At 61.1% G+C, this 22998-nt stretch carries 20 protein-coding genes and 2 pseudogenes; 12 read left to right on the plus strand and 10 right to left on the minus strand.

The window, feature by feature from the left end; genetic code table 11:
* The first annotated feature begins 83 nt into the window (after positions 1–83).
* Positions 84–1070, plus strand: a complete 987-nt coding sequence (locus tag N7568_RS15745; protein ID WP_261610736.1) for an ornithine cyclodeaminase family protein — start codon at positions 84–86, stop codon at positions 1068–1070.
* Positions 1071–1092: 22 nt separating this feature from the next.
* Here N7568_RS15745 and N7568_RS15750 read toward each other — a convergent pair whose 3' ends face one another.
* Both N7568_RS15750 and N7568_RS15755 read right to left on the minus strand, forming a co-directional pair.
* Positions 1093–2172 carry a substrate-binding domain-containing protein gene (locus N7568_RS15750; RefSeq protein WP_261610737.1) on the minus strand — a complete coding sequence of 360 codons (1080 nt, stop codon included), beginning with the start codon at positions 2170–2172 and terminating at the stop codon, positions 1093–1095.
* 129 nt (positions 2173–2301) lie between these two features.
* Complete coding sequence (locus N7568_RS15755) at positions 2302–4323, minus strand: outer membrane protein assembly factor BamB family protein (RefSeq protein WP_261610738.1); 2022 nt, start codon at positions 4321–4323, stop codon at positions 2302–2304.
* Positions 4324–4611: 288 nt separating this feature from the next.
* Here N7568_RS15755 and N7568_RS15760 point away from each other — a divergent pair, with 288 nt between their 5' ends.
* The 5 genes from N7568_RS15760 (at position 4612) to N7568_RS15780 (ending at position 11400) form a co-directional block, all read left to right on the plus strand.
* Positions 4612–5925 (plus strand): ABC transporter substrate-binding protein, encoded by a 1314-nt coding sequence (locus N7568_RS15760; RefSeq protein ID WP_261610739.1) that lies wholly within the window; start codon positions 4612–4614, stop codon positions 5923–5925.
* A gap of 69 nt (positions 5926–5994) precedes the next feature.
* Positions 5995–6927: a carbohydrate ABC transporter permease gene (locus tag N7568_RS15765; protein ID WP_261610740.1), complete on the plus strand. Its 933-nt coding sequence runs from the start codon at positions 5995–5997 to the stop codon at positions 6925–6927.
* Positions 6924–7856, plus strand: a complete 933-nt coding sequence (locus tag N7568_RS15770; RefSeq protein ID WP_261610741.1) for a carbohydrate ABC transporter permease — start codon at positions 6924–6926, stop codon at positions 7854–7856. Before N7568_RS15765 ends, N7568_RS15770 begins: the two co-directional genes overlap by 4 nt.
* Positions 7853–8866, plus strand: a complete 1014-nt coding sequence (locus N7568_RS15775; protein WP_261610742.1) for a hydroxyacid dehydrogenase — start codon at positions 7853–7855, stop codon at positions 8864–8866. The genes N7568_RS15770 and N7568_RS15775 overlap by 4 nt, the downstream gene beginning before the upstream one ends.
* A gap of 89 nt (positions 8867–8955) precedes the next feature.
* Positions 8956–11400, plus strand: a complete 2445-nt coding sequence (locus tag N7568_RS15780) for an HAD-IC family P-type ATPase (RefSeq protein ID WP_261610743.1) — start codon at positions 8956–8958, stop codon at positions 11398–11400.
* Here the strand turns inward: N7568_RS15780 and N7568_RS15785 are convergent.
* Entirely contained in the window at positions 11382–11792 is a 411-nt protein-coding gene (locus tag N7568_RS15785) for a hypothetical protein (protein ID WP_261610744.1), read from the minus strand. The two genes, N7568_RS15780 and N7568_RS15785, sit on opposite strands and share 19 nt — an antisense overlap.
* Positions 11793–11925: 133 nt before the next feature.
* Here N7568_RS15785 and N7568_RS15790 point away from each other — a divergent pair, with 133 nt between their 5' ends.
* Positions 11926–13506 (plus strand): alkaline phosphatase D family protein, encoded by a 1581-nt coding sequence (locus N7568_RS15790; protein WP_261610745.1) that lies wholly within the window; start codon positions 11926–11928, stop codon positions 13504–13506.
* Between the two features lie 76 nt (positions 13507–13582).
* On the opposite strand, the pseudogene N7568_RS15795 reads toward N7568_RS15790, so the two are convergent.
* A pseudogene (locus N7568_RS15795) lies at positions 13583–13738 on the minus strand (GMC oxidoreductase); the annotation flags it as partial.
* 556 nt (positions 13739–14294) lie between these two features.
* Here N7568_RS15795 and N7568_RS15800 point away from each other — a divergent pair.
* The 3 genes from N7568_RS15800 (at position 14295) to N7568_RS15810 (ending at position 16028) form a co-directional block, all read left to right on the plus strand.
* Positions 14295–14891, plus strand: a complete 597-nt coding sequence (locus N7568_RS15800) for an RNA polymerase sigma factor (RefSeq protein WP_261610746.1) — start codon at positions 14295–14297, stop codon at positions 14889–14891.
* The gene (locus tag N7568_RS15805; protein WP_261610747.1) at positions 14888–15628 is read left to right on the plus strand and encodes a peptidase M56 family protein; all 741 of its coding nucleotides are present in this window, start codon (positions 14888–14890) and stop codon (positions 15626–15628) included. The genes N7568_RS15800 and N7568_RS15805 overlap by 4 nt, the downstream gene beginning before the upstream one ends.
* Positions 15629–15800: 172 nt before the next feature.
* A complete protein-coding gene (locus N7568_RS15810; RefSeq protein ID WP_261610748.1) occupies positions 15801–16028 on the plus strand; it encodes a hypothetical protein in 228 nt (75 codons plus the stop codon).
* A gap of 82 nt (positions 16029–16110) precedes the next feature.
* Here N7568_RS15810 and N7568_RS15815 read toward each other — a convergent pair whose 3' ends face one another.
* Positions 16111–16260: a hypothetical protein gene (locus tag N7568_RS15815; protein ID WP_210077908.1), complete on the minus strand. Its 150-nt coding sequence runs from the start codon at positions 16258–16260 to the stop codon at positions 16111–16113.
* Positions 16261–16443: 183 nt separating this feature from the next.
* Positions 16444–17501: pseudogene (locus N7568_RS15820) on the minus strand (DUF4192 family protein).
* A gap of 156 nt (positions 17502–17657) precedes the next feature.
* On the opposite strand from N7568_RS15820, the gene N7568_RS15825 reads away from it, so the two are divergent.
* Positions 17658–17783: a hypothetical protein gene (locus tag N7568_RS15825; protein ID WP_261610749.1), complete on the plus strand. Its 126-nt coding sequence runs from the start codon at positions 17658–17660 to the stop codon at positions 17781–17783.
* Between the two features lie 401 nt (positions 17784–18184).
* Here the strand turns inward: N7568_RS15825 and N7568_RS15830 are convergent, their stop codons facing one another.
* Entirely contained in the window at positions 18185–18742 is a 558-nt protein-coding gene (locus N7568_RS15830; RefSeq protein ID WP_261610750.1) for a hypothetical protein, read from the minus strand.
* A 457-nt stretch (positions 18743–19199) separates the two neighbouring features.
* Complete coding sequence (locus tag N7568_RS15835) at positions 19200–19751, minus strand: suppressor of fused domain protein (RefSeq protein ID WP_261610751.1); 552 nt, start codon at positions 19749–19751, stop codon at positions 19200–19202.
* Positions 19752–19919: 168 nt separating this feature from the next.
* Between N7568_RS15835 and N7568_RS15840 the strand changes: the two genes are divergently transcribed.
* On the plus strand, positions 19920–20855 hold the full coding sequence (locus tag N7568_RS15840) for a tetratricopeptide repeat protein (protein ID WP_261610752.1): 936 nt from the start codon (positions 19920–19922) through the stop codon (positions 20853–20855).
* Between the two features lie 202 nt (positions 20856–21057).
* Here the strand turns inward: N7568_RS15840 and N7568_RS15845 are convergent, their stop codons facing one another.
* Both N7568_RS15845 and N7568_RS15850 read right to left on the minus strand, forming a co-directional pair.
* Positions 21058–21789 carry a hypothetical protein gene (locus N7568_RS15845; RefSeq protein WP_261610753.1) on the minus strand — a complete coding sequence of 244 codons (732 nt, stop codon included), beginning with the start codon at positions 21787–21789 and terminating at the stop codon, positions 21058–21060.
* A gap of 451 nt (positions 21790–22240) precedes the next feature.
* Positions 22241–22819, minus strand: coding sequence for a recombinase family protein (locus N7568_RS15850; protein ID WP_261610754.1), 579 nt, complete (start codon positions 22817–22819; stop codon positions 22241–22243).
* Positions 22820–22998: the final 179 nt, after the last annotated feature.

A 22998-nucleotide genomic window follows, 5' to 3' on the forward strand; every position in this document is an offset into this window, starting at 1 on the left:
CGAGTCATTGACGATGATTTCAAGCTTGGTATACCTTGAGCGCACCGGCTCCGCTTCGCAGAGCTCAACTCCCGAAGGTGCCCATGACGCTCATTCTCACTGCTTCAGTCCTTGAAGACCTGGCCAGCATGTCCCAAACGATATCCGCCGTCGAACGTGGATTCATCGATATCGCCCGAGGCACTGCCCAGCAGCCAGCTCCGCTGTCCCTTCACCTGCCGTCGTCGGACGCACGGTATCTGCTCATGTCCGGGCTGGCCGATACACAGCGGCTCGCGGCCGTGAAGCTGCTGTCCGATATTCCCGCCAACCGCGAGGCTGGACTCCCCACGCAGCGTTCAAGCATCCTGCTGGCGGACCAGCTTACTGGGGAAACCCTCGCCCTTCTCGACGGCAGAGTTCCCACGCGGGTCCGGACGGCTGCGGCAAGCGCTGTGGCGAGCAAGTACCTTGCCCGGCCCGACAGTTCAACACTCGGCCTGATCGGCGCAGGCGCCCTTGCGATCGCCCATGTCGAGGCCATGCTGCACGTGCTACCCATCAAGAAGGTAGTCGTCTGGTCGCGCACCAACGCCACCATCCAAGCCTTCCAAGCGAGGACCACGCATCGCGCCATCGAGATCGTGGCAGCATCCAGTGTCCAGGAAACGGTGGAGGCCGCTGATGTCCTCTGCACGCTTACACCCTCCGTAGAGCCACTGGTCCACGGCGAATGGTTCCGTCCAGGGCTTCACATCAACGCGGTGGGGGCCCGCCCCCGGCCCACCCACCGTGAAATAGATTCGAATGGGATGGGCCGCGCCAGGGTTTTCGTTGACAGCATGGAAACCGCCGTCCAGAAGTCAGGCGACCTCATGCTGGCCGTGTCCGAAGGATTCATGTCGCTCGACGACGTGCGGGGTGAACTCGGCGCGGTCATTACCGGGCAGTTGGCCGGGCGTAACAACGACGACGACATCACTCTTTTCAATTCCGTCGGCATCGGCATGCAGGACCTGGCCATCGGTCGCCTGCTCTATGACGCAGCCCTACGGAACGGCCTCGGAACGGCCATTGACATGTCCCGCTGAAGTTCACGAGTCGAGTGGCTCCTTAGCCCTCGTCCTCCCCTATCACCGTCGACTCCCGGATGATCAGCTTCGGGGCCAGGCTCACGCGGCGGAGGGCAGGCGACACCACAGACCCTGTCTTTCCCGCAAGGCGTTCCATGCACATGGTCACCGCCGCGTATCCGACGTCGCGTTTTGGCGGGGCGATCGAGGTCAGGGGTACGGGGGCGAGGTCGGCCACTTCGTCGTCATAGGCGACGATCGCCAGATCATCCGGCACGTCGACGCCGGACTCCTCGGCGAGGTTAATGAGGGTGATGGCTTCCTCGTCGGGAAGGACCAGGACAGCGTGGGTATCAGTGCGCCGGCAGTCTTTCAGGAATTTCGCGAATTCCTTTTGGTTGTTGCCTGCGCCCACTACTGACCGGACGTACTCCATGATGGGAGCATCAGTTTCCAGTCCCAACTTGGCCACCATGCGCCCATGGCTTTCACGGAGCCAAGGGGCCGTGGGACTGGTGGCGATGGCCAGCCCGATCCGGCGGTGGCCCAGGGAGGCAAGGTGCTCGATGGCAAGCTCGGCGCCGTAGCTGTGATCGGACATCACTGATTCGAAAACCCGGCTTGAGCGTTCCACGAGCACCACGGGGATGCGCAGGCCGGACAGCAATTCGAACGTCGGCGAACCGGGCTCAAGGGGTCCAGCCGTTGCCAGGAGTATGCCGTCGACGGCGTTGGCCACCATGCGCTGGAGCTGCCGGAACTCGTCTTCCTCTGAGTAATTGCTGACACCGAGGATAAGGCGCGCATTCAGCGCCCTCGCTGCGGCTTCAGCGCCGCGGATCACTTCCGGGAAGTAATAACCGGTAGTGGGGACGATCAGTCCGAGGGTAGCCAGCGGCTGGCGCGGCCTTCTGTGCACGGTGTCACCGGGCCGCTCCACCACCATCCGGACCGCGCCGCCATGGACCCTTCTCAGCAGGCCCTGCGCCGCAAGCTGCGTCAGGTCCCGGCGGATGGTCATGGTGGACTGGCCGCTCTTTTCGGCAAACTCGTTCACGGTCAGGGTCCCGCGCAGCTCCAACTCACGGAGTATCTTCTCGTGGCGTTCCCCGCTGAGCATGCCAATCCTCTTCCGGAATCCCAATGTTCAAACAAGCATAAATGACCGAATACAAACAGCGTTGCGGGGCCTGCTCTGCGCCTAAAACACTCGCCAGAGCACGCAGAGCGGGCCCCGCAACGCCAGCCACTACCGCCGGGGGTGGTCGTTGATCCGCACGAGGTTCCGGCCCCGCATGGTGTAAAGGTAACCGTCCTCATCGTTGTTGATATGTGAGCCGCTGTACCAGGCGCCGTCGATATCAGCTACCACGGTGGCTACTTCGAAGGTTTTGGGATCGAAGCGGAACACGTGCGTATTCGAGACGCCGTAGACAGCACCGCGGTTGGTGACCATGGCAGCGAACCCGGAGCTCACAGCGCTGATGTCCGAACGGTGCACAATCTTGCGTTTGGGCAGGTCCATGACAAAAAGACCACCCTTGCGCGTCACACCGTAGAGGTACTTGCCCTGTACAGCGAGGGCCGCGATGCCCGCCCCTTCCCCGGCATCCAGGCGCCACAGTTCCTTCCCTGCCACGGGGTTGAATGCCACCACGGTTCCGGCGCCATCGAGACCTGGATTGCCGCCGCCCAAATAGGCCACGCCGTCGTGGGACGCCACCGCCCGGAGCAACTGCACGTTGTCGATCGGATTCAGGAAGAAGCCCTTCTTGCCGGTGCGCGGGTCATAAGTCCACAGCGAACCGCCGCCCTCGGTGTCCGCTTGAGCCGCCACGAGGACCAGTTCGTTGCGCTCGTCCCAGCAGACGTCCAGGGGACGGTTCTGCTCCTTGGGGAAGTCCGCTACCTGCGTGATCGGCTTCCCATTCCGGGGGTCGTAGCTCCAGATGCCCTGACCGCTGTACTGGCCCGTATACAAGACGCCGTCCACCACTATCGCGTCTTTCGCCTCGCCCGGAGCGCTCATGTTGTTGACTTGTCCGGTGCGGAGCGAGCGGCGCGCAATGACTCCGTTGCCTCCCACATAGACATAGCCCGCGCCCGCCGCGATGCCCATGACCGACTGCGGATCGGAGGGTGCGCCCGCTTCACCGAGGTCGGTGGTTTTGGTGGTTCCGGTTGCCGGGTCAATGTCGGCCACGAAGCCGTAGCCCGAGGTGACCAGCAGCTTGCCGCCCAAGGCGTCGACACCCCAGATTTCACCCAGCGAAGGCCCTTGGTACGGCACCGCCGATATTGCGTTGGCGGACAAGCTGTAGGCCACCAGTCCGGTCTCGTTGGCGAAATAGACCTTATCCCCGATGGCCGCAAAGTTCTTGGCAGTCTTCCCCTCGGACAGCGCCTGCACGTACGTCTTCGGGTTGCTGAGGTTCACGGCGGCAATCTTGGAGTTCTCCAGGGAACCGGCGGAGCTCACCATCAGTTTGTCTCCCACGATGCCAAGGTCGCGGATGCTGGGATCCTTCAGCATTTCGGCCGGAGTGACGTTGGTGAAGGTCTTGGCAGCGCGGTCGTAGGCGTACAGGCAGGCCCGGCTGGCGCCGCCGCCACCGTTGAGGGTGCTGCCGGCACCGAAGAAGATCGTGGAGTCGGTGGCAGCCACGGCACGGGCGAGCGTTGCGCTGGGGTCGGGGATGCCGAGGCTGGTGATCTGGCTGGTGGCGGGGTCAAACTCCCACAGCGCCGGCGCAGTGGGGCTTCCGCCACCCACAATGTAGAGGCGTCCGTTGGGCGCCACGCTGAGGTCGCGGACATCCCGGTCGCCGATGTAGCCGATCGCCGTGGCCTTGGTGCCAAGGGTGTTGAGGTCCCAGCGGAACAGGTTCGGCTGCGTGCCGGTCGACTTCTGCAGGACACCGGCGTAAAGGTAACGGCCCGAGGCGTCAGCAGCCAAGGTCTGGATGGAGTGCCCGTTGGTGAGCTCGGTCTGGCCAATGACCTTACCGGTGGGGACATGGAAGGCAATGATCCGGACAGGATCCAGGTTTCGCGAACCAATGTAGAGCGTGTCGCCCACCAGCAGCCCGCTCATCAGCGAGAACTGTACGACGGCGGGACCCAGGTCCAGGATTTCCGTCGCCTTCGGCTTGGACCCCAGGATGGTGGACGCCGACGCCGGTTGGCCGACTGCCAGCCCGATGGCCGCGGCGAGCGAAGCCGCTCCGCCGACCTGAAGGACTGACCGCCTGCTGATGTTCGATTTCTCCATTGGAATCCCTGTTCTTAGGTAGTGACTTTTCAGAAGTCGCCGTTCGGGTGTCCAGAATTCATAGCAGCGCCGAGCGAACAGCGTCCAGCATTTCTGTTCGTTCAAACAGAATTTGCTATTGAAAGTTCCCGCTGAGTCGATAGAAGTCGCCGCCTTCGCACCCCGTGGATGTTTGAAAATGTTTGAAACGTTGAAGATGTTCGAACTTGCGGATTACATGGATCCATCGCCTGTGGCCCCAACCACATGTTCCCTCTTCGCATCGCACAGTCTTCAAAGGAGAACACCATGAAGCGTCGTCACCTATTTGCAGGGGTGGCCGGCCTGGCCGCCAGCACCCTGCTGCTCGCAGCCTGCGGCACGGGCCCCAGCACTTCCTCTGCTCCCACGCCCACGGAAGATCCGTCAGGATCCATCACCTTCTGGTCCTCCTTGGCAGGCATGGACAAAGTGGCTGAAGCGTTCAACGCCAGCCAGGACAAGATCAAGGTCAGCTTCGAAACCATCCCCAACGGCGCCAACGGCGGCTACGCCAAGCTCTCCACCGCCATCACGGCAGGAAACGGCCCGGACGTCGCCACCATCGAATACCCGCAGTTGCCGCAGTTCGTCAGCAACAGCCAGGTCATCCCGCTCGATGGCCTGATCAACAAGGCCGAAACAGTGGACAAGCTCACGGACGAAACCAAGGCTCTGGTCCAGTTCGGTGAGAAGACCTACGCACTTCCGTACGACGCAGCCCCCATGCTCATGTGGTACCGCAAGGACATGCTGGCGAAAGCCGGCGTCGAGGTTCCTAAAACCTGGGACGAATTCGAAGAGGCAGGCAAAAAGCTCAAGGCCGTAGCGCCAGACTCCTACCTGGCCAGCTTCAACCCCAACGAGGTAGCGGCGAGCGCCGGTCTGGCCTGGCAGGCAGGTGCCAAGTGGTTCGGCACCGAAGGCGACAGCTGGAAGGTGGGAGTCAACGACGAAGCTACGCAGAAGGTGGCCAGCTACTGGCAGAAGCTGATCGACCAGAAGATCGTCAAGGTCACCCAGGCTTACAGCGACGAGTGGAGCCTGGACCTCGCCAACAGCACCGTTGTTGGCGTGGTTGGCGCAAACTGGAGCGCCACGGGCATTCAGAAGCGCACTGAAGCCAGCGGACAGAAGGGCCAGTGGATCGCTGCCGAACTGCCCAACTGGGGCAACGAATCGGGCGCTTTCTATGGCGGCTCCAGCTTCAACGTGACCAAGAGCAGCAAGAACCCGGCAGCGGCCGCCAAGTTCGTCGAGTTCCTCACTACCAACCAGGAAGCCATCAAAGCCCGCGGCAACACCGGCTCCGCGTTCCTTGCCTTCCCGGGCCTGACGCCGGTAGCACAGCAGGCCTACGACGCCAGCTACTTCGGCAACGACATCTACTCGGTCTTCGACAAGGCCTACGGCACCATCACCCCGGGCTGGCAGTGGGGACCCAACTGGGACATCACCAACACAGCCCTCAAGGACGCCTACGGCAAGCTGACCACCGGCGGCACCATTCATGACGCCGTCGATACCGCCCAGGAGGCCACCGTGGCCAGCCTGAAGCAAAACGGCCTCTCCGTCACGGAATAGCCACTCACCGAGTAGCCATACAGGCAGGGGGCCTCGTTGAGAGGCCCCCTCCCAAGCTAGGAGAATCCCATGGCCACCCAGGCCCTCACCACCACAGTGCGCCGCCGAGGCCGCGCACTGGCGGGAACCGGCGGACGGACTGCCGCATTGTTCCTGGTCCCCTTCTTCGCGGTCTTCGCGATCGCCATGATCGCACCGGTGATCTACTCACTGGTGCTGAGTTTCCACTCGCAGCAGAAGTCCGGGCTGGGCTTCGGGGAAGCCAAGACGGTCTTCGTTGGAGTCGAGAACTACGTTCAGGTCTTCCAATCCGAAACGTTCATGGAAGGCATCGCCCGCCTTGGCCTGTACTGCCTGATCTACATTCCCTGCATGGTGGGCGGCGCCGTGGTCTTCGCCCTCCTCCTGGACGCAACGGTGGCCAAGGCACGCAAACTTTTCCAGCTTCTTGTCTTTCTTCCCCATGCGGTTCCGGGCGTCATCGCCGCCCTCATTTGGGCCTACCTGTACACCCCGGGCATCAGCCCGCTGGTCCAGGCGCTCCAGGGCGGTGGAATCCAGATCAACTTCCTGGACGCACACATGGTGCTTCCGTCCATCGTGAACATCGGCGTCTGGGAATGGACCGGCTACAACGTGATCATCCTGTTCACTGCTTTGCAGGCAGTCCCCCGGGAAATCCTGGAAGCCGCCCGAGTGGATGGGGCCGGCGAAATCCGGGCAGCTGTCAGCATCAAGTTCCCGTTGATCCTGCCGGCCTTGAGCGTCATCATGCTGTTCACCATCATCGGCACGCTGCAGCTGTTCACGGAGCCGAACATCATTTCCAAGGCCACCGCCTCCGTCACCAGCACCTGGGTTCCCAACCTGTGGGCCTATGACGCAGCCTTCATCCGCCACAACCTCAACCAGGCCGCGGCGGCTTCCATCATCATTGCCGGACTGGCCGCAATCCTGTCCCTGGCCGTCACCCGCCTTAGCTCCAGGATGAACAAATCATGAGCTCCTCAACACTCTCCCGTCCCAGCACGGCCCCGCTGAAACCAGCGAACCGCCGCCCCGGATCCCGTTCCAACCGTGGCAGTTCCAACCGCGGAGGCGGTTTCGCCAGCAAGTTCACCGTCAACGGACTCCTGATCATCGGGTCGGCCTACATGGTGGTCCCGGTCCTGTGGCTGGTGTTCGCTTCCACCAAGAACGCTGCAGACCTGTACGGCACCAGCGCCTATGCCTTGGGGAACTTCTCCTTGTTCGAGAACATCGCCAACGTAGCCAAGCAGGACGGCGGGCTGTTCTTCCGCTGGCTGGGCAACTCCGTGATGTACGCCGGCGTTGGTGCCGTCTTCGGCAGCCTGATCTCGGTCATGGCAGGGTATGCGTTCGACAAGTTCCAGTTCCGGTGGAAGGACTCACTGTTCGGCTTCGTCCTGGTGGGCGTCCTGATTCCCAACACCGCCACAGTGCTGCCCATGTACCTGTTGGCTTCCTTGGTCGGCATGACCAACACCATTTGGGCCATCCTCATCCCGGTGCTCTGCAACCCCTTCGGCGTGTACCTGGCCAGGGTCTATTCCGCCAGCTACGTCCCGGCAGAGACACTCGAGGCTGCCCGCATGGACGGTGCCGGGCCCATCCGGTCCTTCTTCGCCCTGGGGCTTCCCATGATGATGCCCGGCTACATCACCATCGCCTTGTTCCAATTTGTGGGTGTCTGGAACAACTTCATGCTCCCGCTGGTAATGCTCCAGGACCAGCAACTGCTGCCGGTCAGTGTCGGCATCTCCATCTGGCAGGGCTATTCCGTTCCGCAGCCTGAGTTCACGCCCATGGTCATCACCGGCTCATTGCTCTCGATCATCCCGTTGCTGCTGGCCTTCATCATGCTGCAGCGGTTCTGGAAGTCCGGCCTCACCGCAGGGAGCGTCAAATGACCACAACCCCACTGAACGTCGCACTCGCCATGGGTCCCGGCGTCGTATCCCGGGTCTTTCCCCAACGACGGCTGAACTCCCTGGCACCCGGTCTGAGGCTCCTCAGCCCGGAACCGATGGAGGACTTCACCTCCCCACGTTCATTGGAGCTCCTGGCAGAGACGGACATCCTCATCACGGGGTGGAACTGCCCGAGGCTCGACGCAGCCGCCCTGGCTGCGGCCCCGCGTCTGACCCATGTCCTCCACGCAGGCGGCACGGTCAAGCATCATGTGGGCGAGGAGTGCTGGGACAGGGGCATCGAAATCAGCACGGCAGCCGATGCCAATTCAATCCCCGTAGCCGAATACACGGTGGCCATGATCCTGTTGGCCAACAAGCGGGTCCTGCAGATCGCCCGGAAGCTGCACTCGGAGAAAACCGAGATCGAGCCGGACCAGGTGTTCCCGGACATGGGCAACTTCGGCAAACGTGTAGGCATCATCGGAGCATCCAGGATCGGCAAGCACGTCATCCGCCTCCTGAAGTCCTACGACGTCGAGGTCGTCGTCTCCGACCCCTTCCTGGACCAGCCAGCGGCAGCCGCGCTCGGCGTCGAACTTCTCAGCCTTGAGGAACTGGTGGCCAGTTGCGACGTCGTCAGCCTCCACGCGCCGTCGCTCCCGTCTACTTACAACCTGATCCACCAAGGGCTGGTGGCCAGCTTCAAGCCGGGGGCTACTTTCATCAATACCGCCCGCGGTGAACTGGTGGACCAGGACGCGCTGCTCCGACGCATCGAACAAGGGGACCTGTACGCGGTCCTGGACGTCACCACACCCTGGGTGCTCCCGTCGGACTCCGGTTTCTACACCCACCCCAATGTGCTGCTCACACCGCACTTGGCGGGCTCACTGGGCATGGAACTTGAGCGGATGGCTGTCAGCACCATTGAGGAAGCACATCGCCTTTCCCGCGGCGAACCGCTCCTCCACAGGCTCAACGCGAAGGACCTCGCCTTCACGGCATAAGGAGCCGCCGGGGACTTAACGCCCCATGGCTGGCATACTCGTTCCCATCGCACCACCATCCGTGGACCAGCTCAACAACGGGGGCATGAGTGCCAAACGAGAAGGATCAAGCAGGGGCAGCTGTGCAGCACCAAGAGTTGTCGGTGCAGGGGCTTAGCGCGGCGGACGTTGCCGAAAGGGTGGCCGCGGGACAAAGCAACGCGTTCGTCCAGGACACCAGCCGCAGCGTGTGGAGCATCGTCCGCGCCAACGTCCTCACCCTGTTCAACGGCATCATCCTGGCCTGCTTCATCGTCCTTTTCGCGATCGGCCGCTGGCAGGATGCCTTGTTCGGCTTCAGCGCCATCGCCAACGCGGTGATCGGCAGCGTCCAGGAGTACCGGGCCAAACGTGCCCTGGACCGCCTCGCCCTCCTGAACGCCCCGCACGCCAGGGTGATGCGTGACGGCTCCGAGGCCGAAATCGACCTGGACGACGTAGTGCTGGACGACACCCTTGTCCTGCGGGCCGGTGACCAGGTGCCCGCCGATGCGCTGGTGGCCGCATCCCGCGGCCTTCAAGTGGACGAGTCCATGCTCACCGGCGAATCCGATGCCGTGGAAAAGGCCGACGGCGACCGCGTCCTGTCCGGGTCCGTGGTGGTCGCAGGAGAAGGCACCGCAATAGTGGACCGGGTGGGCGCGGATTCCTTCGCGAACTCACTCGCGGCCGAGGCCAAGCGGTTCTCCCTGGTGGCTTCGGAACTCCGGTCCTCGATCGACCGGGTCCTGAAATGGGTCACCTGGTTCGTGGGTCCCGTGGCTTTGTTGGTCCTGAACGCCCAGATGATCGCGCAGGGCGGGTGGGCCGAAGCCTCCGCAAGTGGCGCCTGGCGGGACGCAGCGACGGCGACCATCGCCTCCGTCGTCGCGATGGTCCCGCTGGGGCTGGTGCTGATGACCAGCATTACCTTCGCCGTGGGCGCGGTGAAACTCGCCCGCCAGCAAGTGCTGGTGCAGGAGCTTCCGGCCGTCGAGGGACTGGCACGCGTGGACATCATCTGCCTGGACAAGACCGGCACACTCACCCAGGGCGACATCGTTTTCGACGCCGCGCATCCCCTGACCACCCGACCCGGATGGGAGTCCGTGCTTTCCTGGTACGGGGTTCAGAAGGATGCCAACGCAACGGCCCGGAGCCTCGCCGGTCATTTCACTGAGCCGTCTGGCGCCCCGCTTGACCGGGTGCCCTTCTCCTCGGCCCGCAAATGGAGCGCCGTGGTCTTCGACGACGGAATGTGGATCCTTGGGGGGCCTGAAATGGTCTTTCCAGCGCGCAACTCCGCCGATCCCGTGCTTCAGCAGCTCTCCACACAGGCCGCCGAGTTGGCGACCACGGGCCGTCGGACGCTGGTCCTGGCCCACGGCACACCCACGGAGGACGAGACCGTTCCATCAGACGCCGTCCCGGTGGTACTCCTGACTTTCAAGGAGAACATCCGTCCCGATGCTGCGGAGACGCTCACGTACTTCGCCGCGCAGGATGTTGACGTCCGGATCATTTCGGGTGATAACCCGCAAACCGTGGCTGCGATCGCCCGCGAGGTTGGCCTGGATGCACCGCACGGCTTTGATGCCCGCGAGTTGCCGGACGATGACCAGGAATTCCTGGAGGTCATCAACAACAACGTGGTTTTTGGCCGGGTGACCCCGGACCAGAAGAAGCGGATCGTGGTGGCGTTGAAGGCGGCCGGCCATACGGTGGCCATGACCGGCGACGGGGTGAACGACGCCTTGGCCATCAAGGAGGCCGATATCGGTGTCGCCATGAACTCAGGTGCCGCCGCTACCAAGGCTGTGGCCCGTTTGGTGCTCTTGGACGGCAAGTTCTCACACCTGCCCAGCGTCGTGGCTGAAGGCCGGCAGGTCATCGCCAACATCGAGCGCGTCTCCATGCTGTTCCTCACGAAGACCGCCTACGCTACCTTCCTTGCCATCTCCTTCGGCATCCTCCTGCTTCCGTTCCCGTTCCTTCCGCGGCAGCTCTCGGTAACGGACGGCCTGACCATCGGCATTCCGGCGTTCTTCCTGGCATTGCTGCCCAACGCCCAGCGTTATATTCCGGGTTTCCTGCGGAGGTCACTCACGTTCGCCGTGCCGGCGGGTGTATCCGTGACCCTGGGCCTTGCCTCCTACGCCCGTCTCGCCGCCAATCTGCAGATTCCGGAAGCCGAGATCAGGACCGGGTCAACCCTCATTCTGGCGATCATCGGGATTTGGATCCTCGTGGTGCTTTCGCGCCCTGTCACCCGGTTCAAGGGGCTGGTCATCGGCGCCATGATGATCGGGCTCATCCTGGTCTACTCAGTACCGTTCGCCCGCGACTTCCTGCAGTTCACGGACCCCACACTCCCAACAGCACTGCTTGTCCTGGGAACCTCTGTGGCCTGCATCGCCCTGATCGAGATCGTCCGGTTCGTCCACCGCCGCGTGGCGTACCGGGACGCCCAGGAAGCGCTGCATCACCGGGTCTCAAATCAGCGCGCCTCGAAGTAGCGGCGTCCCCTTCCGAACCACAAGGGAACCACCACGGCCACCGTTGCGATGGACTGGGAAATCACGGCCGACCAGTCTCCATCAGCGGCCACAACCAGGTCCAGCACGGCAACGGCCAACCCGAGCAGCATGACCGCTGTTGCGCCACGGCGGGCAGCCTCGCTTCCCCGCGCTACCCCGGAGGCCAGCCCGATCACCAACAAGCCGAACAGGATCATTCCTGCGCCGAGCAGAGTAACGGGCAACGCGATGCCACCCGACTGGGCCTCCGGTGTGTAACGCAGGAAAATCGTCAGGATCCCGAGAAGGATTTGGGCGATGCCACCGATATACATCAGCACCACCGAGAACGTCACCGCACCGGGCCGTTTAGGGCGATCCCCCGTAGTCATGGTCTGAGCATAGACGAGCCCTCTTCGAGGCCGGCACCGGCTCAGCCCGGGATAACAGCTTTTGTCACACAATTAACCGCTCATTCATGCCATTCTTGAGTCCAGTCAACCCGGGGTTCGTAGGGTCGCACCTATGGAAAACATCTCCCGCAGAACCCTCATCTCAGCCGGTCTCGGGGCTGGACTCGTCGCCGCGTTGCCGCAGACCGCCGTCGCGGTTTCAACAGCGGACGACGCCGGTCTCCGCACCGATCCGTTCACGCTGGGCATCGCGTCGGGCGAACCGTGGCCCGACGGCTTCGTGATCTGGACGCGCCTGGCGGTGAATCCCGTGGCCGAAGACGGCCTGGGCAGCATGCCTTCCCGCAACGTCGCCGTCGCCTGGGAAGTCGCAGAAGACCCTGCGATGCGCCGGGTAGTAGCCCGCGGCGTCGAACATGCCAGGATCGAAACCGCCCACTCGGTGCACGTCGAACTGAAGGGCCTCCGGCCGGGCCGGGAGTACTTCTACCGTTTCCGCACCGGACGGCACGTAAGCGAAATTGGCCGGACGCTGACAAGCCCGGCACCCGGCGAGATGCCCGCCGCGCTGGCCATGGCATTCGCCAGCTGCGCCCAGTACGAACACGGCTACTTCACCGCGTACAAGCGCCTGGCCGAGGACCACCCGGACCTGGTGCTGCACTTGGGCGACTACCTCTACGAATACAAGAAGGACAGCTACGTCATCGGCGGCGGCAACCCCCGCGATCATGAGGGACCGGAGACAGTCAGACTCGCGGGATACCGCCAGCGTCACGCACAGTACAAGGCCGACGCCGATCTGCAGGCCGCGCACGCAATCGCACCGTGGCTGGTTGTCTGGGACGACCACGAGGTGGACAACAACTGGGCGGACGAGATCCCCGAGAACAACGACGCGGGCCAGCTGAACGACACCACGGAGCACTTCCGTCAGCGTCGCTCGGCAGCGTTCCAGGCGTACTACGAGAACATGCCCCTGCGAGCGTCCTCGGTCCCTGCCGGGTTCGACATGAAGATCTACCGCACCATCCAATGGGGCCAGCTGGCCAACTTCCACATGATGGACACCCGTCAGTACCGGGACGACCAGCTCGCAGGTGACGGCTGGCGGAAGAACGTCGCCGAGCGCCTGGCCGAAAACCGCACCATCACCGGCGCCGAGCAGGAGAAGTGGCTGCTGGACGGCTTCAAGAACTCCACTCAGCGCTGGGACATCCTGGGCCAGCAGGTCTTCTTCGCCGAACGGGACCGCGACAAGGCACCGGAGATCGACGACGTCTCCATGGATGGCTGGGACGGTTACGCCGCCTCCCGCCGCCGCATCACCCAAGGCTGGGTGGACGCCAAGGTGCGCAACGCCGTCGTACTTACCGGCGACGTCCACCGCCACTGGGCCACCGACCTCAAAGTGGACTATAAGGACCCGGCAGCAGCGGTGGTCGGCTCGGAGCTGGTGTGCTCCTCCATCACCTCCACCGGCGACGGCACAGGCTCCACCACCGACCCCACCATGTCGTGGAACCCGCACCTGAAGTTCTACAACGACAACCGCGGCTACGTGAACACGCGCATCACCAAGGACGCCATGACCGCGGACTTCCGTGTGCTGGACTACGTCACCACACCGGGGGCACCGGTCAGCACCAGGAAGTCCTTCACGATCAACGACGGCGTACCGGGGCTCGCCTGATTCACCAGCGCCTGATTCACCCAAGTAGGTGACAGCACGTGCTCCAATGAGCCCTCATTGGGACATGTGCTGTTACCTATATGGGTTGGCCGCCTTGGGATTCAGCGCTGAGGATCAGCTCCGCCGCTTTCTCGCCGACCATGATGGGCGGAGCGTTCGTGTTGCCGCTCGGCACAAACGGAATGGCGGACGCGTCCGCCACGCGGAGGCCTTCGATTCCGCGGACCCGAAGTCATCCAATTTCGATTCCAGACCAATTAAGCTCCTTGTGTGGCTCATTCCAGTCTGGTCGTAGGTTCCCGAGCCCAGCGCTCGTTACCACTAGATAACCTGTCCCAAGGCGTCCTGCGTCGATGTGGTTAAGACCGTGCAAGTCACCAATCACCGTTCTGGATCGTCTTTGGCGAGCTCGAGATCAAGCAAGATTCGTACGGTCCGGCAAAAGGCTGGCATCTGTTCCTTTTCCTAGAGCAGATACTGAGGGACCTTTGGGCCGTCCTCGGTCTTTGCCACTCGAAATAGCCGTCGGCCGGACTATCCGGCATTGCCGCTAGAAGAACACCGTTTCCGCAGCTCAAACCCTCGAAGTCGCGTCTTGAAGAGGACCAATGGGGGCTATGGCTGGGATTGCCGTCAAGGGAACGATCTGCGGATTTTCTCGCCTGCGGGAACTCCCGTTCCATGACGAATCCGATGCATTCGCATGAACGGAACGTTCGTGCTACGGGCTCGCAGAAAGAACTTCTTCCGATGTGTAACCATCCGTGGCGTCCCGGACAATACAGGGCATGGAGAACGTTCAGCTGCGGGATGACGTCCTGTGGGCGGACACCTTGAAGGGTGACGCCGAGGCGTTTGGTCTTTTGTACGACCGGCACCGCGGTCGAGTCTTTCGGCATGCTTATCGCTTGGCTGGCGGAAGGCACGACGCCGAAGACGCCACGGCGGCGGCTTTCCTTGAACTATGGCGCCGCAGGGAGCGCGTAAGGCTGGTTGACGGCTCGATCCTTCCGTGGTTGCTGGTGACGACGACAAACACTGCCAGGAATCTTCAGCGCGCTAGGGTCCGCCATCGAAGGCTTTTGGACGCAATTCCCCGACTCGGTGAGGCCGAAGCCGAACTGGACCCCGCTCATTCGAGCCACGATCATTCGATGAATGACGAAGTCGCGCAGGCCCTGGCTGTTCTGAAGCCACTGGACCTGAGGCTGATCAGCCTTGTCGTATTCGAAGAGTTTCCCTTGCCGGCTGCAGCTGAGGCAGTTGGGATTTCCCCGGGGGCAGCCAAAGTCCGCATGCACCGTGCTCGCCAGAAGCTAAAGACTGCACTGCCACGGTCACTACACCACGTTCGCTCGCCAGCATTGAAAGGAGATCCGTCATGAATGACGTTCGCATTGATCCGCAGTTCGACCGGGCGCTCCGTGAAGTACTTCTTGCTCAGGTTCGAACCAGCACAAAACCACAGAATCAGAAGCGACGGTGGCTGTTGTTCGCAGGCGCCCTGGCTGGAGCAGGAATGCTGGGCGGCGTAGGCGCAGCGGCTGCGGGACTCTTTACCCTGCCCGGGGTGCCCACAACGACTGCCCTGTCTTCCCCATCGACTGCCGTTTACAGCGGCACAGCAACAGCTGACCTTGGACCGGTTCCGGAAGGGGCGACAGGTATTGAGGTGGAACTGACCTGCCTCACCGTCGGTAAGTTCACTTTCCCTGATGGCGCCAACGTCACTTGCTCTTCGGCCGATCTGGGAACACATGGCACTTGGTCAAAGTATGTCGTCCCCTTGGGTCCTTCAACACATGGGGTGACCATCATGACCGATCCAGGAAACAGGTGGCAGTTCAGCGGCAAGTACATTTCACAAGTTGCCACCGAGTGGGAAGTCAACGCGAAGGGTGAGACGTATGGCGTTGAGGTGCCAGGACGCGGGACCCCCGACTTGCTCGCCGTAATAGCTACCAACGGAAAAAAGGGCTACGCCTACTCGAACCAGATGAAGGGAACTGATCCTCTCAGCCCAGAGGAAGCAGCCAAGAACCTTGCTAAGCCTCAACGGGAAATTCCGGTTTACCTCAGCGACGGCACCACACAAGTAGGTGTGTTCATGGCACAAGGCTGATAAGAAAAATATTTGTATCATTTGGTTGCCATCCCAGAGCCTTCGCTATGGGACTGGTCTCGAGGGCTGGCGGGTCGCCTCTCCGGAAAGCTCTGTTCCGATTCTCGACGTAGACGCCCCAAAGGGGTGCGAGCCCTGCGAGCATGCTCTTGCTCCTGAGTAGGGTGGGGGCATGACTGATCCGGCATCACGGCCCGGACCCGGCCGGGCCCATCGCGGTCTGAGGTGGTTCCGCTTCCTGGCGGGGCTGTTCACCGTGGCCGCCGCAGCTTCACTCGTGCTGGTGGCCATTGATCTGTTCATTGGACGGCCTGCGTCAGGGGATCTGTTTATCGCAGGGCTAAACGCCCTGGCCGCCGTTGTGTTGTGGCGCTTTGTGGTCAAACACGTAGGTACATGACGAAGGGCCGGCCATGTGGCCGGCCCTTCTGGCTTCCTCGGACAAAGTAAATCTGTGGTGCAGCGTCGTTGCTGCAGTGGTGTTAGAGCTTGTGGTGTTCCTGGGTGTGCGTGAAATCGACCGGCCCCAGTGGTTCGCCGGCGGTGAGCAGCTGCAGCTCGATGAGGTCTTCGAGGACGCTCGCGTCCGGTGCTGGTTTGTCGTCCTCGGTCAGGATGTATTCGGTTCCCATGCGGCTCTCCCAGGTGCAGTGTTCTCGTTGGATTTCACTGTAACCGTGGATCCTCCGCATTGACTGGGTTCGCCGGCTGCGCCCGCGCAGCGTCGTGGCGGCCGGGGAGCGCCAGCGGAGGATGCCGCCCCGCTACCTGAACGGCCGGGCGGGACCATTGCTGATCCTGCCCGGCCGTCCCGGTTAGCTGATGGGGCGCTTGTACGCGGTCTCCGGGTTCTTGGCCACCTCTGCGATGTGCACGATAGCCACAAGCTCTTCGTGCAGAAGAACTGCCAGCCGGTAGTGAGGTACGTCCTCGACCGCCAGTTTCAGGTAGCGCTCTGCGTGCGTTCCGGAACCTTTGAGCCACTGCAGCCAGCCCATCAGGGTCAGCATCGGCGCGCGCTGGCCTTCGGGAACGACCTTCATCACTTCGAAAGCGAGGACTTCGGCGCGGTCCACGCGCTTCCAATCCGGGCGGCCGTCGAACTTGCCTCGCAGCAGGTCAAGCATGCTGCCGTTCTTCGTAGTAATGGTCTCGGCCATAAGCATGTCTCGCAGGTGCGGGACCTGGAACCAAGCCGCCAGCTTCCGGGGGTCTCCTTCTCCGGCGTGCCGGGTGTCTGCAACGCGGCGTCCCATTCCTGGTGCGCCTGCCCGACGGCTTCTTCCGTGAGCACGGGCACCCGTACCGGCTCAACCCATTTGCCCAGCAATGCCGGGTTGTAGACGTCCACGGTCCCGGCGCTTCCCATGAAGGTCAGGGTGGCGTTGGCATTGCTGTCGGTGATCTGTTCCAGCGGGTTCCGCTCGGTGGTGCCGTAAGCGGCCCAATAGGTGCCGGTGACCACATAAACCTTGCGGACGGGCATCCGTGCGGTGGCCAGTTCGTTCCCCAAGGCGGCGACGTGCGCGGCGTAAGGGAACCGGTCATCGTCGCCGGTTTCGTCGGTGTAGACGATGAGATAACAGGCCGTGGCGGAATCGTCTTGCGCGGCCAGGCTGGTCACCGTTTGGGCGAAACCCAACGGGGCCGCATCCATGGGTGCGTCCACGCGCAACGTGGCGCCAAGGGCTCCCGCGGTGGCGGTGAGCACGATGAAAGAGTCCGTCGGTGTCCCACCGAGCAAGTGCGGGATGTAGGCCAGCAGGTCAGAACCGGTTTCAATCGCGAACTTCGTCTCCCCTAGCCGCCGCTGACGTCTGCGCTGAGTGAGTGCCGTCGAGCAGGACTTGAACGATTGGAACGTGGTCCCCATCGGCCATGCGCGGGATGGTCAGGGTGCCATTTCGTGGGAGTCCTTGGCATCGAGACAGGGCGTCGCTGCATGCCAAGACAGGGGGAAGCGGGTTCGAGCTCAAGCAGAGATCAGTGCGGGTTGCGGTCTTTTCGCGACAATGCGAGTATCGGCTTTATGTCGAACCCCAGCCTCTCTGACCTGGAAAAATTCTTCGTGCTGGCTGAAGCCTCTGATCCAAAGGCGTGGGCACGAAGCGAATTTGAAGAAGGCATCCCGCAGCGTGAACGTTACCTTTTTTGAAGAAGGCCTGGACGTTGATCGTGTCCTCAGACAACACCGACTGGCTTCAGCGCGCCATTGACTCTTCGGAGGCAACTCCAAATGCCCCACTTTCTGGGCTTGGTTTGGCAGCCAAACATCTTCTAGAAGCTGGTGCCTCTGCTTCGCTCCTAACCCAGCTTGTGCGAAATGCCCAAGCTGAATTACTCGTTGAGTTTTGTTACCTTCTAGAGGATTTCAGCGGCGCTCCCGAGGGTACAGATCAGGTCGCTTGGGGGCTCTTCTCAGTTGACCGTGACGGGCACCCAGGACGGCCAATTCGTGGACTTCACGAGTCAGTTTTGGAAACCGACCCGACGGGAGATGAAATGCGGCCGGCCTAGGAAGCAACCTATCGACTGCTTCCTAGGCCGGCGCGCCGACTACGCAGGAATTCGGAATTCAATACCTGATGAGTGGCCGGTCGCGCGGATTGCGTTCACCAGACTTTCGGTGAAATACACCTTTCCGCCTGGATGGCTCGCCAGCTTAAATGCTCCTGCGCTCGTGAGCAGTTCCTTGCGCAGCACTGTCCTTTCGATGTCGAGAATTCTCCCCGACCTAAACCGGACGATGATCGACGATTCCTCGTCCAAGGCATCAATGAGGGACAACGGATTGAACAGCATCAGCTTGGCCTCCCTGCAATCCAGCGCTAAAAGCTCTCCAAATGGTTGAAGCAAAGGTCCCACAGTCTCGATAGCTTCGTCTCGAAGTACGAGCAAGCTACTGGAGAGCCACGGCAACAGAGCATGCTCAAGGTTGCGCCCACGATCATGCACCTCGAGGGAGACCTTCACAGGATGCCAGTCACTTGCAGCTGCACCTGACAGAGACTTGAGCTTTAGAAAATGCTCTGGGTCCGCGGTCATCACCCGCTCAAAACCCTCCAAATAAGCGATCTCAAAGACCGAATCTCCGCCAGACTTGATCGACCCCATCACCGACGTGCCCCACAGGCCATTTCGATAGCGAGAGGGAGGCGCCGATGTCGCAAGCAAGTCATCGGTGCGAGAAGGCCACCACCTATCGCTCCGTCGCTCGCCGGCCGATTTTTAGTCATCCTGGACTGCGCGCCGACGTAACGCTTCTCTGTCATCCCAGAATCTTGAACCCATGAAGACACCGAGAAAGGGTCCCAGTAGCGCCAAAACACCCACGACCACTGGGCTGGGTGCATCTCCCCTAAGGAAAAACATCGTGAACCATGCAACCGGCGCAACTATCAATGTCGCCGCAGTCGCAACCGAAAACACGAACAAGGGCTTTTTCACAAGTATTCCGTTCTACTTCCTACATTGGTGGGTGTGTAGTAAGGGTCACAAACACCGTCCGCGCCCTAAGTACATCTACCAGATTCATGAGCCCCTGAAGCTGGCCGCCCAGCCTCTGCTCATGTCATGGGACCGACGGCCCCCGGACGGATTCCCAAAATGGCACTTGGTTATTTTCCCACCAGCCCATTAACGCGTCCACACCCCTACTGCGTCTAAAGGCAAGTTCTGATTCGTGCATTGGAATAGCCTGCAGAAAATGAACGTGTGTTCCATCCGATAACTGGACCTTTGGAATTATTTCCTCCTGATCCAGAATGAGAAATGCCATCATTTCCGTTCCCGGCCAAAGTGGACCAGCGGACGGCACAGTGTCCCCGCTCATTACTGCAACGCCGTTCCTCTGTCCGTAAAGACCTAAGGCTGCAAATGGACTCGCGACGGCATCTTGCCCAGGAAGCAGGCCCAGCAGGAACTCAGTCCGGTGTCCTGCCTTGCTCGCTCCTCCTGAATGTCCAGTCTTGGCGCCCAAAGTCACATAGATGTCTACACCCTCACCCGTGACTTCGGCAGCCCATTTCCAGATTTCGACGGAAAGCCCTTGAACTTCGAACTCAGCTCTTCGGGTGGGCTCACCCCATCGGGCGAGCAGATAATCCTGGATTGATTCGTACATTATTTATGGACCTCCATATGGCCACCATATGCCACTCGGCCAGGCGGCTGGCCACCATTCACCCTCACCCTCCCCTAGAACCTTTGCACCCTTGCTTCCATTGCAGGGCTGGCAGGCACATACTACCGACGGGCAGCAGATGCTGGCAGCAGTCACGGAATGACGGGGGTGGGCATTGCTCTGATAGCTGAAGGAAAGTACGACGAAGCAGAGATTTATCTGCGTCAGGCTGCCGAGCACGGTAATCCGGATGGGATGGCGAATCTGGGTAACTTGCTGCTAAGGCAGAAGAGATTGGCCGAGGGCACGGAGTGGTACCGAAAAGCCTCAGTGGCCGGCAGCGCATACGGAATGGTGAACTACGGCCTTGAGCTAGCGAAAATGGGTCGCAATGAGGAAGCCGAGGACTTGTATAAGCAAGCGGCCACAATGAACAGCGCGGGAGGCCTATACGAGCTATCGCAGGTCTATGCTAAGCAAGGAAATGATGAACAGTCAGAACTGCTGACTGAGCGTGCTGTGGCGGGCGGGAACCCCAGCGCTATGCTGAAGCTAGCTCGCATCATGCTTCAACGAGGTAACCCTACCAAGGCTGAAGAGCTCTACAGAAGGGCTGCAAAAAGGGGCCCGCAGTACCAGGCAGCTCTAGGTGAATATCTTGCGAAACAGGGGCGCATAGGGGAAGCGGAACCCGTGTTAGAGCGAGCAGCCGAACATGGCGAGCCCTACGCATATCACTGTCTGGGCGTGATCGCAGCCGGTAAGGGTGAGTTGACCCAAGCCATAAGCCACTACCGCACCGCCATCGGATACAACTCCATTCCGGATGCATTGATTCAAAGCAAGGTTAATCTCGCCCAGCTTCTCCTCATGACCCGGGAGGATGACAACGAGAAAGAAGCTGAACAACTATGCCGGGATGCGGTAGCCGCCGGCAGCGGGCAAGGAATGGTGCTTCTTTCGCTCTTTCACAAACATCGTGGTGAAGACGATGAAGCCCAGGCGCTGATAGAGCGGGCGCAGTCAGCAGAGGATGCAGGTGCTGCCAGCGCCCTTCAGGAATACCTCAACACCGCTCCAACAGATTCCGAGGAAACGGGATGATCAGGACGAGGATGTCTGGAAGTGGGCCGAGCTGTCGCGCGCCGAAATACGCTTTCATAGCCACTGGGTCCATGTCCGCGCCCACGCCCCCCACGATCAGTGAACGATGTTCCACTTCCTTTGAAGTGGGACACATCCAAAGACGCCATTGTCCTTTTTGGAGCTAGGTGATTCTCCATGCCCGCGTGCCCCACCCAAGCCCCTAAGCTGAAGGACGCGCCTTAATCACCGCGGGAACGCGATTGAGGCCGGTCAACCAGTCATGCACGGGCGAGCTGATCGAATTGACGAGGTTGAATACATCGCGAGTCCGTTCCGCTGCATCTACTTCTAGCAGTGTCTCCATGTGCGATACACGATTACGCAGCCCATGAAGCCGGTACACGCGCCAGAAGGTCGTTTCCCCGTCTGGGTCAACAACATTCGGAAAGGCATTCACCAGCGCTTCTTTCCACATCCGTTGACGATTTCGGTTCTCTCTATTGTCAGCAGCATTGTTGAGGTGGTTGGGCAGCAGATCCTTCCAAAGTCCAAACGTTACCTGCGCCAAGACGTCGTCGTGCGTTACATCCATGCCATGACGCCAGTGAGCCGCATCCCGCTTCTTCTTGGCCGAATTGGCCTGCTTTAGTGCTTCCATCCTCTTCCCTTGGCTAAGGCTGCGAAGCGGGGCAGCCGGGTCTTCCAGGAGCCAGCTCTGGTCAACCTTTAGCTCGGTAGAATTCCATTTCTGGAGCTCGGCGTCCATGGCATTCCGGAGGACCACTTCCGTAACGCTAAGCAGTTCTTGAAAAGCTGAGGTCAGCTGGAGAGTCCAGCCATATAGCGAAAGGGCGAGCTTCTCATCACCTGCCGAGGCCTTCAAATACGGCTCTAGGCGTGAGCGGTGAAAAGAATCAATAATTGCGCCACGAGTCTGCCGTCTGTCTGCCATGGACTGTATCTTGCCAGATCGGGTTCCACACCCATGAAACAGACATCACACCAACTACGTGTACTACACGGTTGTCATGGGACCCTACGCATGTGTAGTGTTATGGGCATAGAAGATGAGGACAGGGTCTCTCATCAACGAGATTAAAAAGGTCTGCAGGACGAAAAGCGCCTGCAGGCTTTTTTGTGCTCCGTCATCCCCGTGTGCTCGGGAACCGGGGGGGGAACTCACTGGGCGAAGGAAGCAGCTTGCTGTCCTCGCAGTCTCATCGAAGCGTTCCAATTCCTTGGAACCGAGGCGCTCCCCCGTGGGTGGTCGCCATCCGGTGGCTACTGGCTGCGCTATCCGCAGACCGACCTCCGCGTAATATTTCCGTCCCAGATGTTGTCCCAAATCATCTGCTGTGGAAAGCAGTCACAAAGACAACTTCCGGGACAGTTACCTCTGTGGCTCAGGAGTCCATGCCTAGGTATCGGTAGACGGTGGCGCGGCTGGCTCCGATGATCTTTCCGATGTCCGTCGGCTTGAGACCGCGAGCTTTCAGTTCATGTGCTCTCTTGACCTTCTCGTGGTCTGTCGTGATTTCCCGGCGGCCTGCTTTGCGTCCGTTAGCAGCTGCAGCTGCCATGCCGGCCTTGGTGCGCTCGGAAAGCTGGTCTCGTTCAAGTTGGGCGAAAGCGGAAATGATAGTGACCATCGCCTGGGCCATCGCTCCCCCGACCTCGCTGGCCGGGTCAGTGGCGATGCCATCCCTTAGGGAACGGAACTTGATGCCTCGCGCCTTGAAGTCATCCAAGAGCTCGAGCAGGTGGCGGGTGTTTCGTCCCAACCGGTCCAGCTTCCACACCACGACCTCATCCCCTGCGCCGAGACGGTCCAGCATCCGGTCCAACTCCGGACGATTGACCCGTGTCCCGCTGATCCCCTGGTCTTTATAGATTCGCTCGCACCCGGCTGCTTCTAGTTCGCGGATCTGCAAATCGGTATTTTGGTCAGCCAGACTGACGCGGGCGTATCCAAGGCGTGCCATCACTTCTCCGGGTCTTATCAAAGGGCAAATATGCGTGATGTTGAGAATACCTTAGTGAGACACATTGTTGGGACAAGCGCCTTGCCGGAAATCCGCGAGGCTGAATCCTCAACTCGGCCCAGCCCTGCGGTTCTTATCAAAGGATCCATTGATGAGATCGCTTCAGGGGGGCGTTCTAT

Origin of the sequence: Paenarthrobacter aurescens, assembly GCF_025421775.1 — a bacterium.
Lineage (GTDB): Bacteria > Actinomycetota > Actinomycetes > Actinomycetales > Micrococcaceae > Arthrobacter > Arthrobacter aurescens_B.

What these genes read in the sequence shown, in the direction of transcription:
- N7568_RS15745 (WP_261610736.1), top strand. Translation starts at nt 84, where the DNA reads ATGACGCTCATTCTCACTGCTTCAGTCCTTGAAGACCTGGCCAGCATG.
- N7568_RS15750 (WP_261610737.1), bottom strand. Translation starts at nt 2,172, where the DNA reads ATGCTCAGCGGGGAACGCCACGAGAAGATACTCCGTGAGTTGGAGCTG.
- N7568_RS15755 (WP_261610738.1), bottom strand. Translation starts at nt 4,323, where the DNA reads ATGGAGAAATCGAACATCAGCAGGCGGTCAGTCCTTCAGGTCGGCGGA.
- N7568_RS15760 (WP_261610739.1), top strand. Translation starts at nt 4,612, where the DNA reads ATGAAGCGTCGTCACCTATTTGCAGGGGTGGCCGGCCTGGCCGCCAGC.
- N7568_RS15765 (WP_261610740.1), top strand. Translation starts at nt 5,995, where the DNA reads ATGGCCACCCAGGCCCTCACCACCACAGTGCGCCGCCGAGGCCGCGCA.
- N7568_RS15770 (WP_261610741.1), top strand. Translation starts at nt 6,924, where the DNA reads ATGAGCTCCTCAACACTCTCCCGTCCCAGCACGGCCCCGCTGAAACCA.
- N7568_RS15775 (WP_261610742.1), top strand. Translation starts at nt 7,853, where the DNA reads ATGACCACAACCCCACTGAACGTCGCACTCGCCATGGGTCCCGGCGTC.
- N7568_RS15785 (WP_261610744.1), bottom strand. Translation starts at nt 11,792, where the DNA reads ATGACTACGGGGGATCGCCCTAAACGGCCCGGTGCGGTGACGTTCTCG.
- N7568_RS15790 (WP_261610745.1), top strand. Translation starts at nt 11,926, where the DNA reads ATGGAAAACATCTCCCGCAGAACCCTCATCTCAGCCGGTCTCGGGGCT.
- N7568_RS15800 (WP_261610746.1), top strand. Translation starts at nt 14,295, where the DNA reads ATGGAGAACGTTCAGCTGCGGGATGACGTCCTGTGGGCGGACACCTTG.
- N7568_RS15805 (WP_261610747.1), top strand. Translation starts at nt 14,888, where the DNA reads ATGAATGACGTTCGCATTGATCCGCAGTTCGACCGGGCGCTCCGTGAA.
- N7568_RS15810 (WP_261610748.1), top strand. Translation starts at nt 15,801, where the DNA reads ATGACTGATCCGGCATCACGGCCCGGACCCGGCCGGGCCCATCGCGGT.
- N7568_RS15815 (WP_210077908.1), bottom strand. Translation starts at nt 16,260, where the DNA reads ATGGGAACCGAATACATCCTGACCGAGGACGACAAACCAGCACCGGAC.
- N7568_RS15825 (WP_261610749.1), top strand. Translation starts at nt 17,658, where the DNA reads ATGTCGAACCCCAGCCTCTCTGACCTGGAAAAATTCTTCGTGCTGGCT.
- N7568_RS15830 (WP_261610750.1), bottom strand. Translation starts at nt 18,742, where the DNA reads ATGGGGTCGATCAAGTCTGGCGGAGATTCGGTCTTTGAGATCGCTTAT.
- N7568_RS15835 (WP_261610751.1), bottom strand. Translation starts at nt 19,751, where the DNA reads ATGTACGAATCAATCCAGGATTATCTGCTCGCCCGATGGGGTGAGCCC.
- N7568_RS15845 (WP_261610753.1), bottom strand. Translation starts at nt 21,789, where the DNA reads ATGGCAGACAGACGGCAGACTCGTGGCGCAATTATTGATTCTTTTCAC.
- N7568_RS15850 (WP_261610754.1), bottom strand. Translation starts at nt 22,819, where the DNA reads ATGGCACGCCTTGGATACGCCCGCGTCAGTCTGGCTGACCAAAATACC.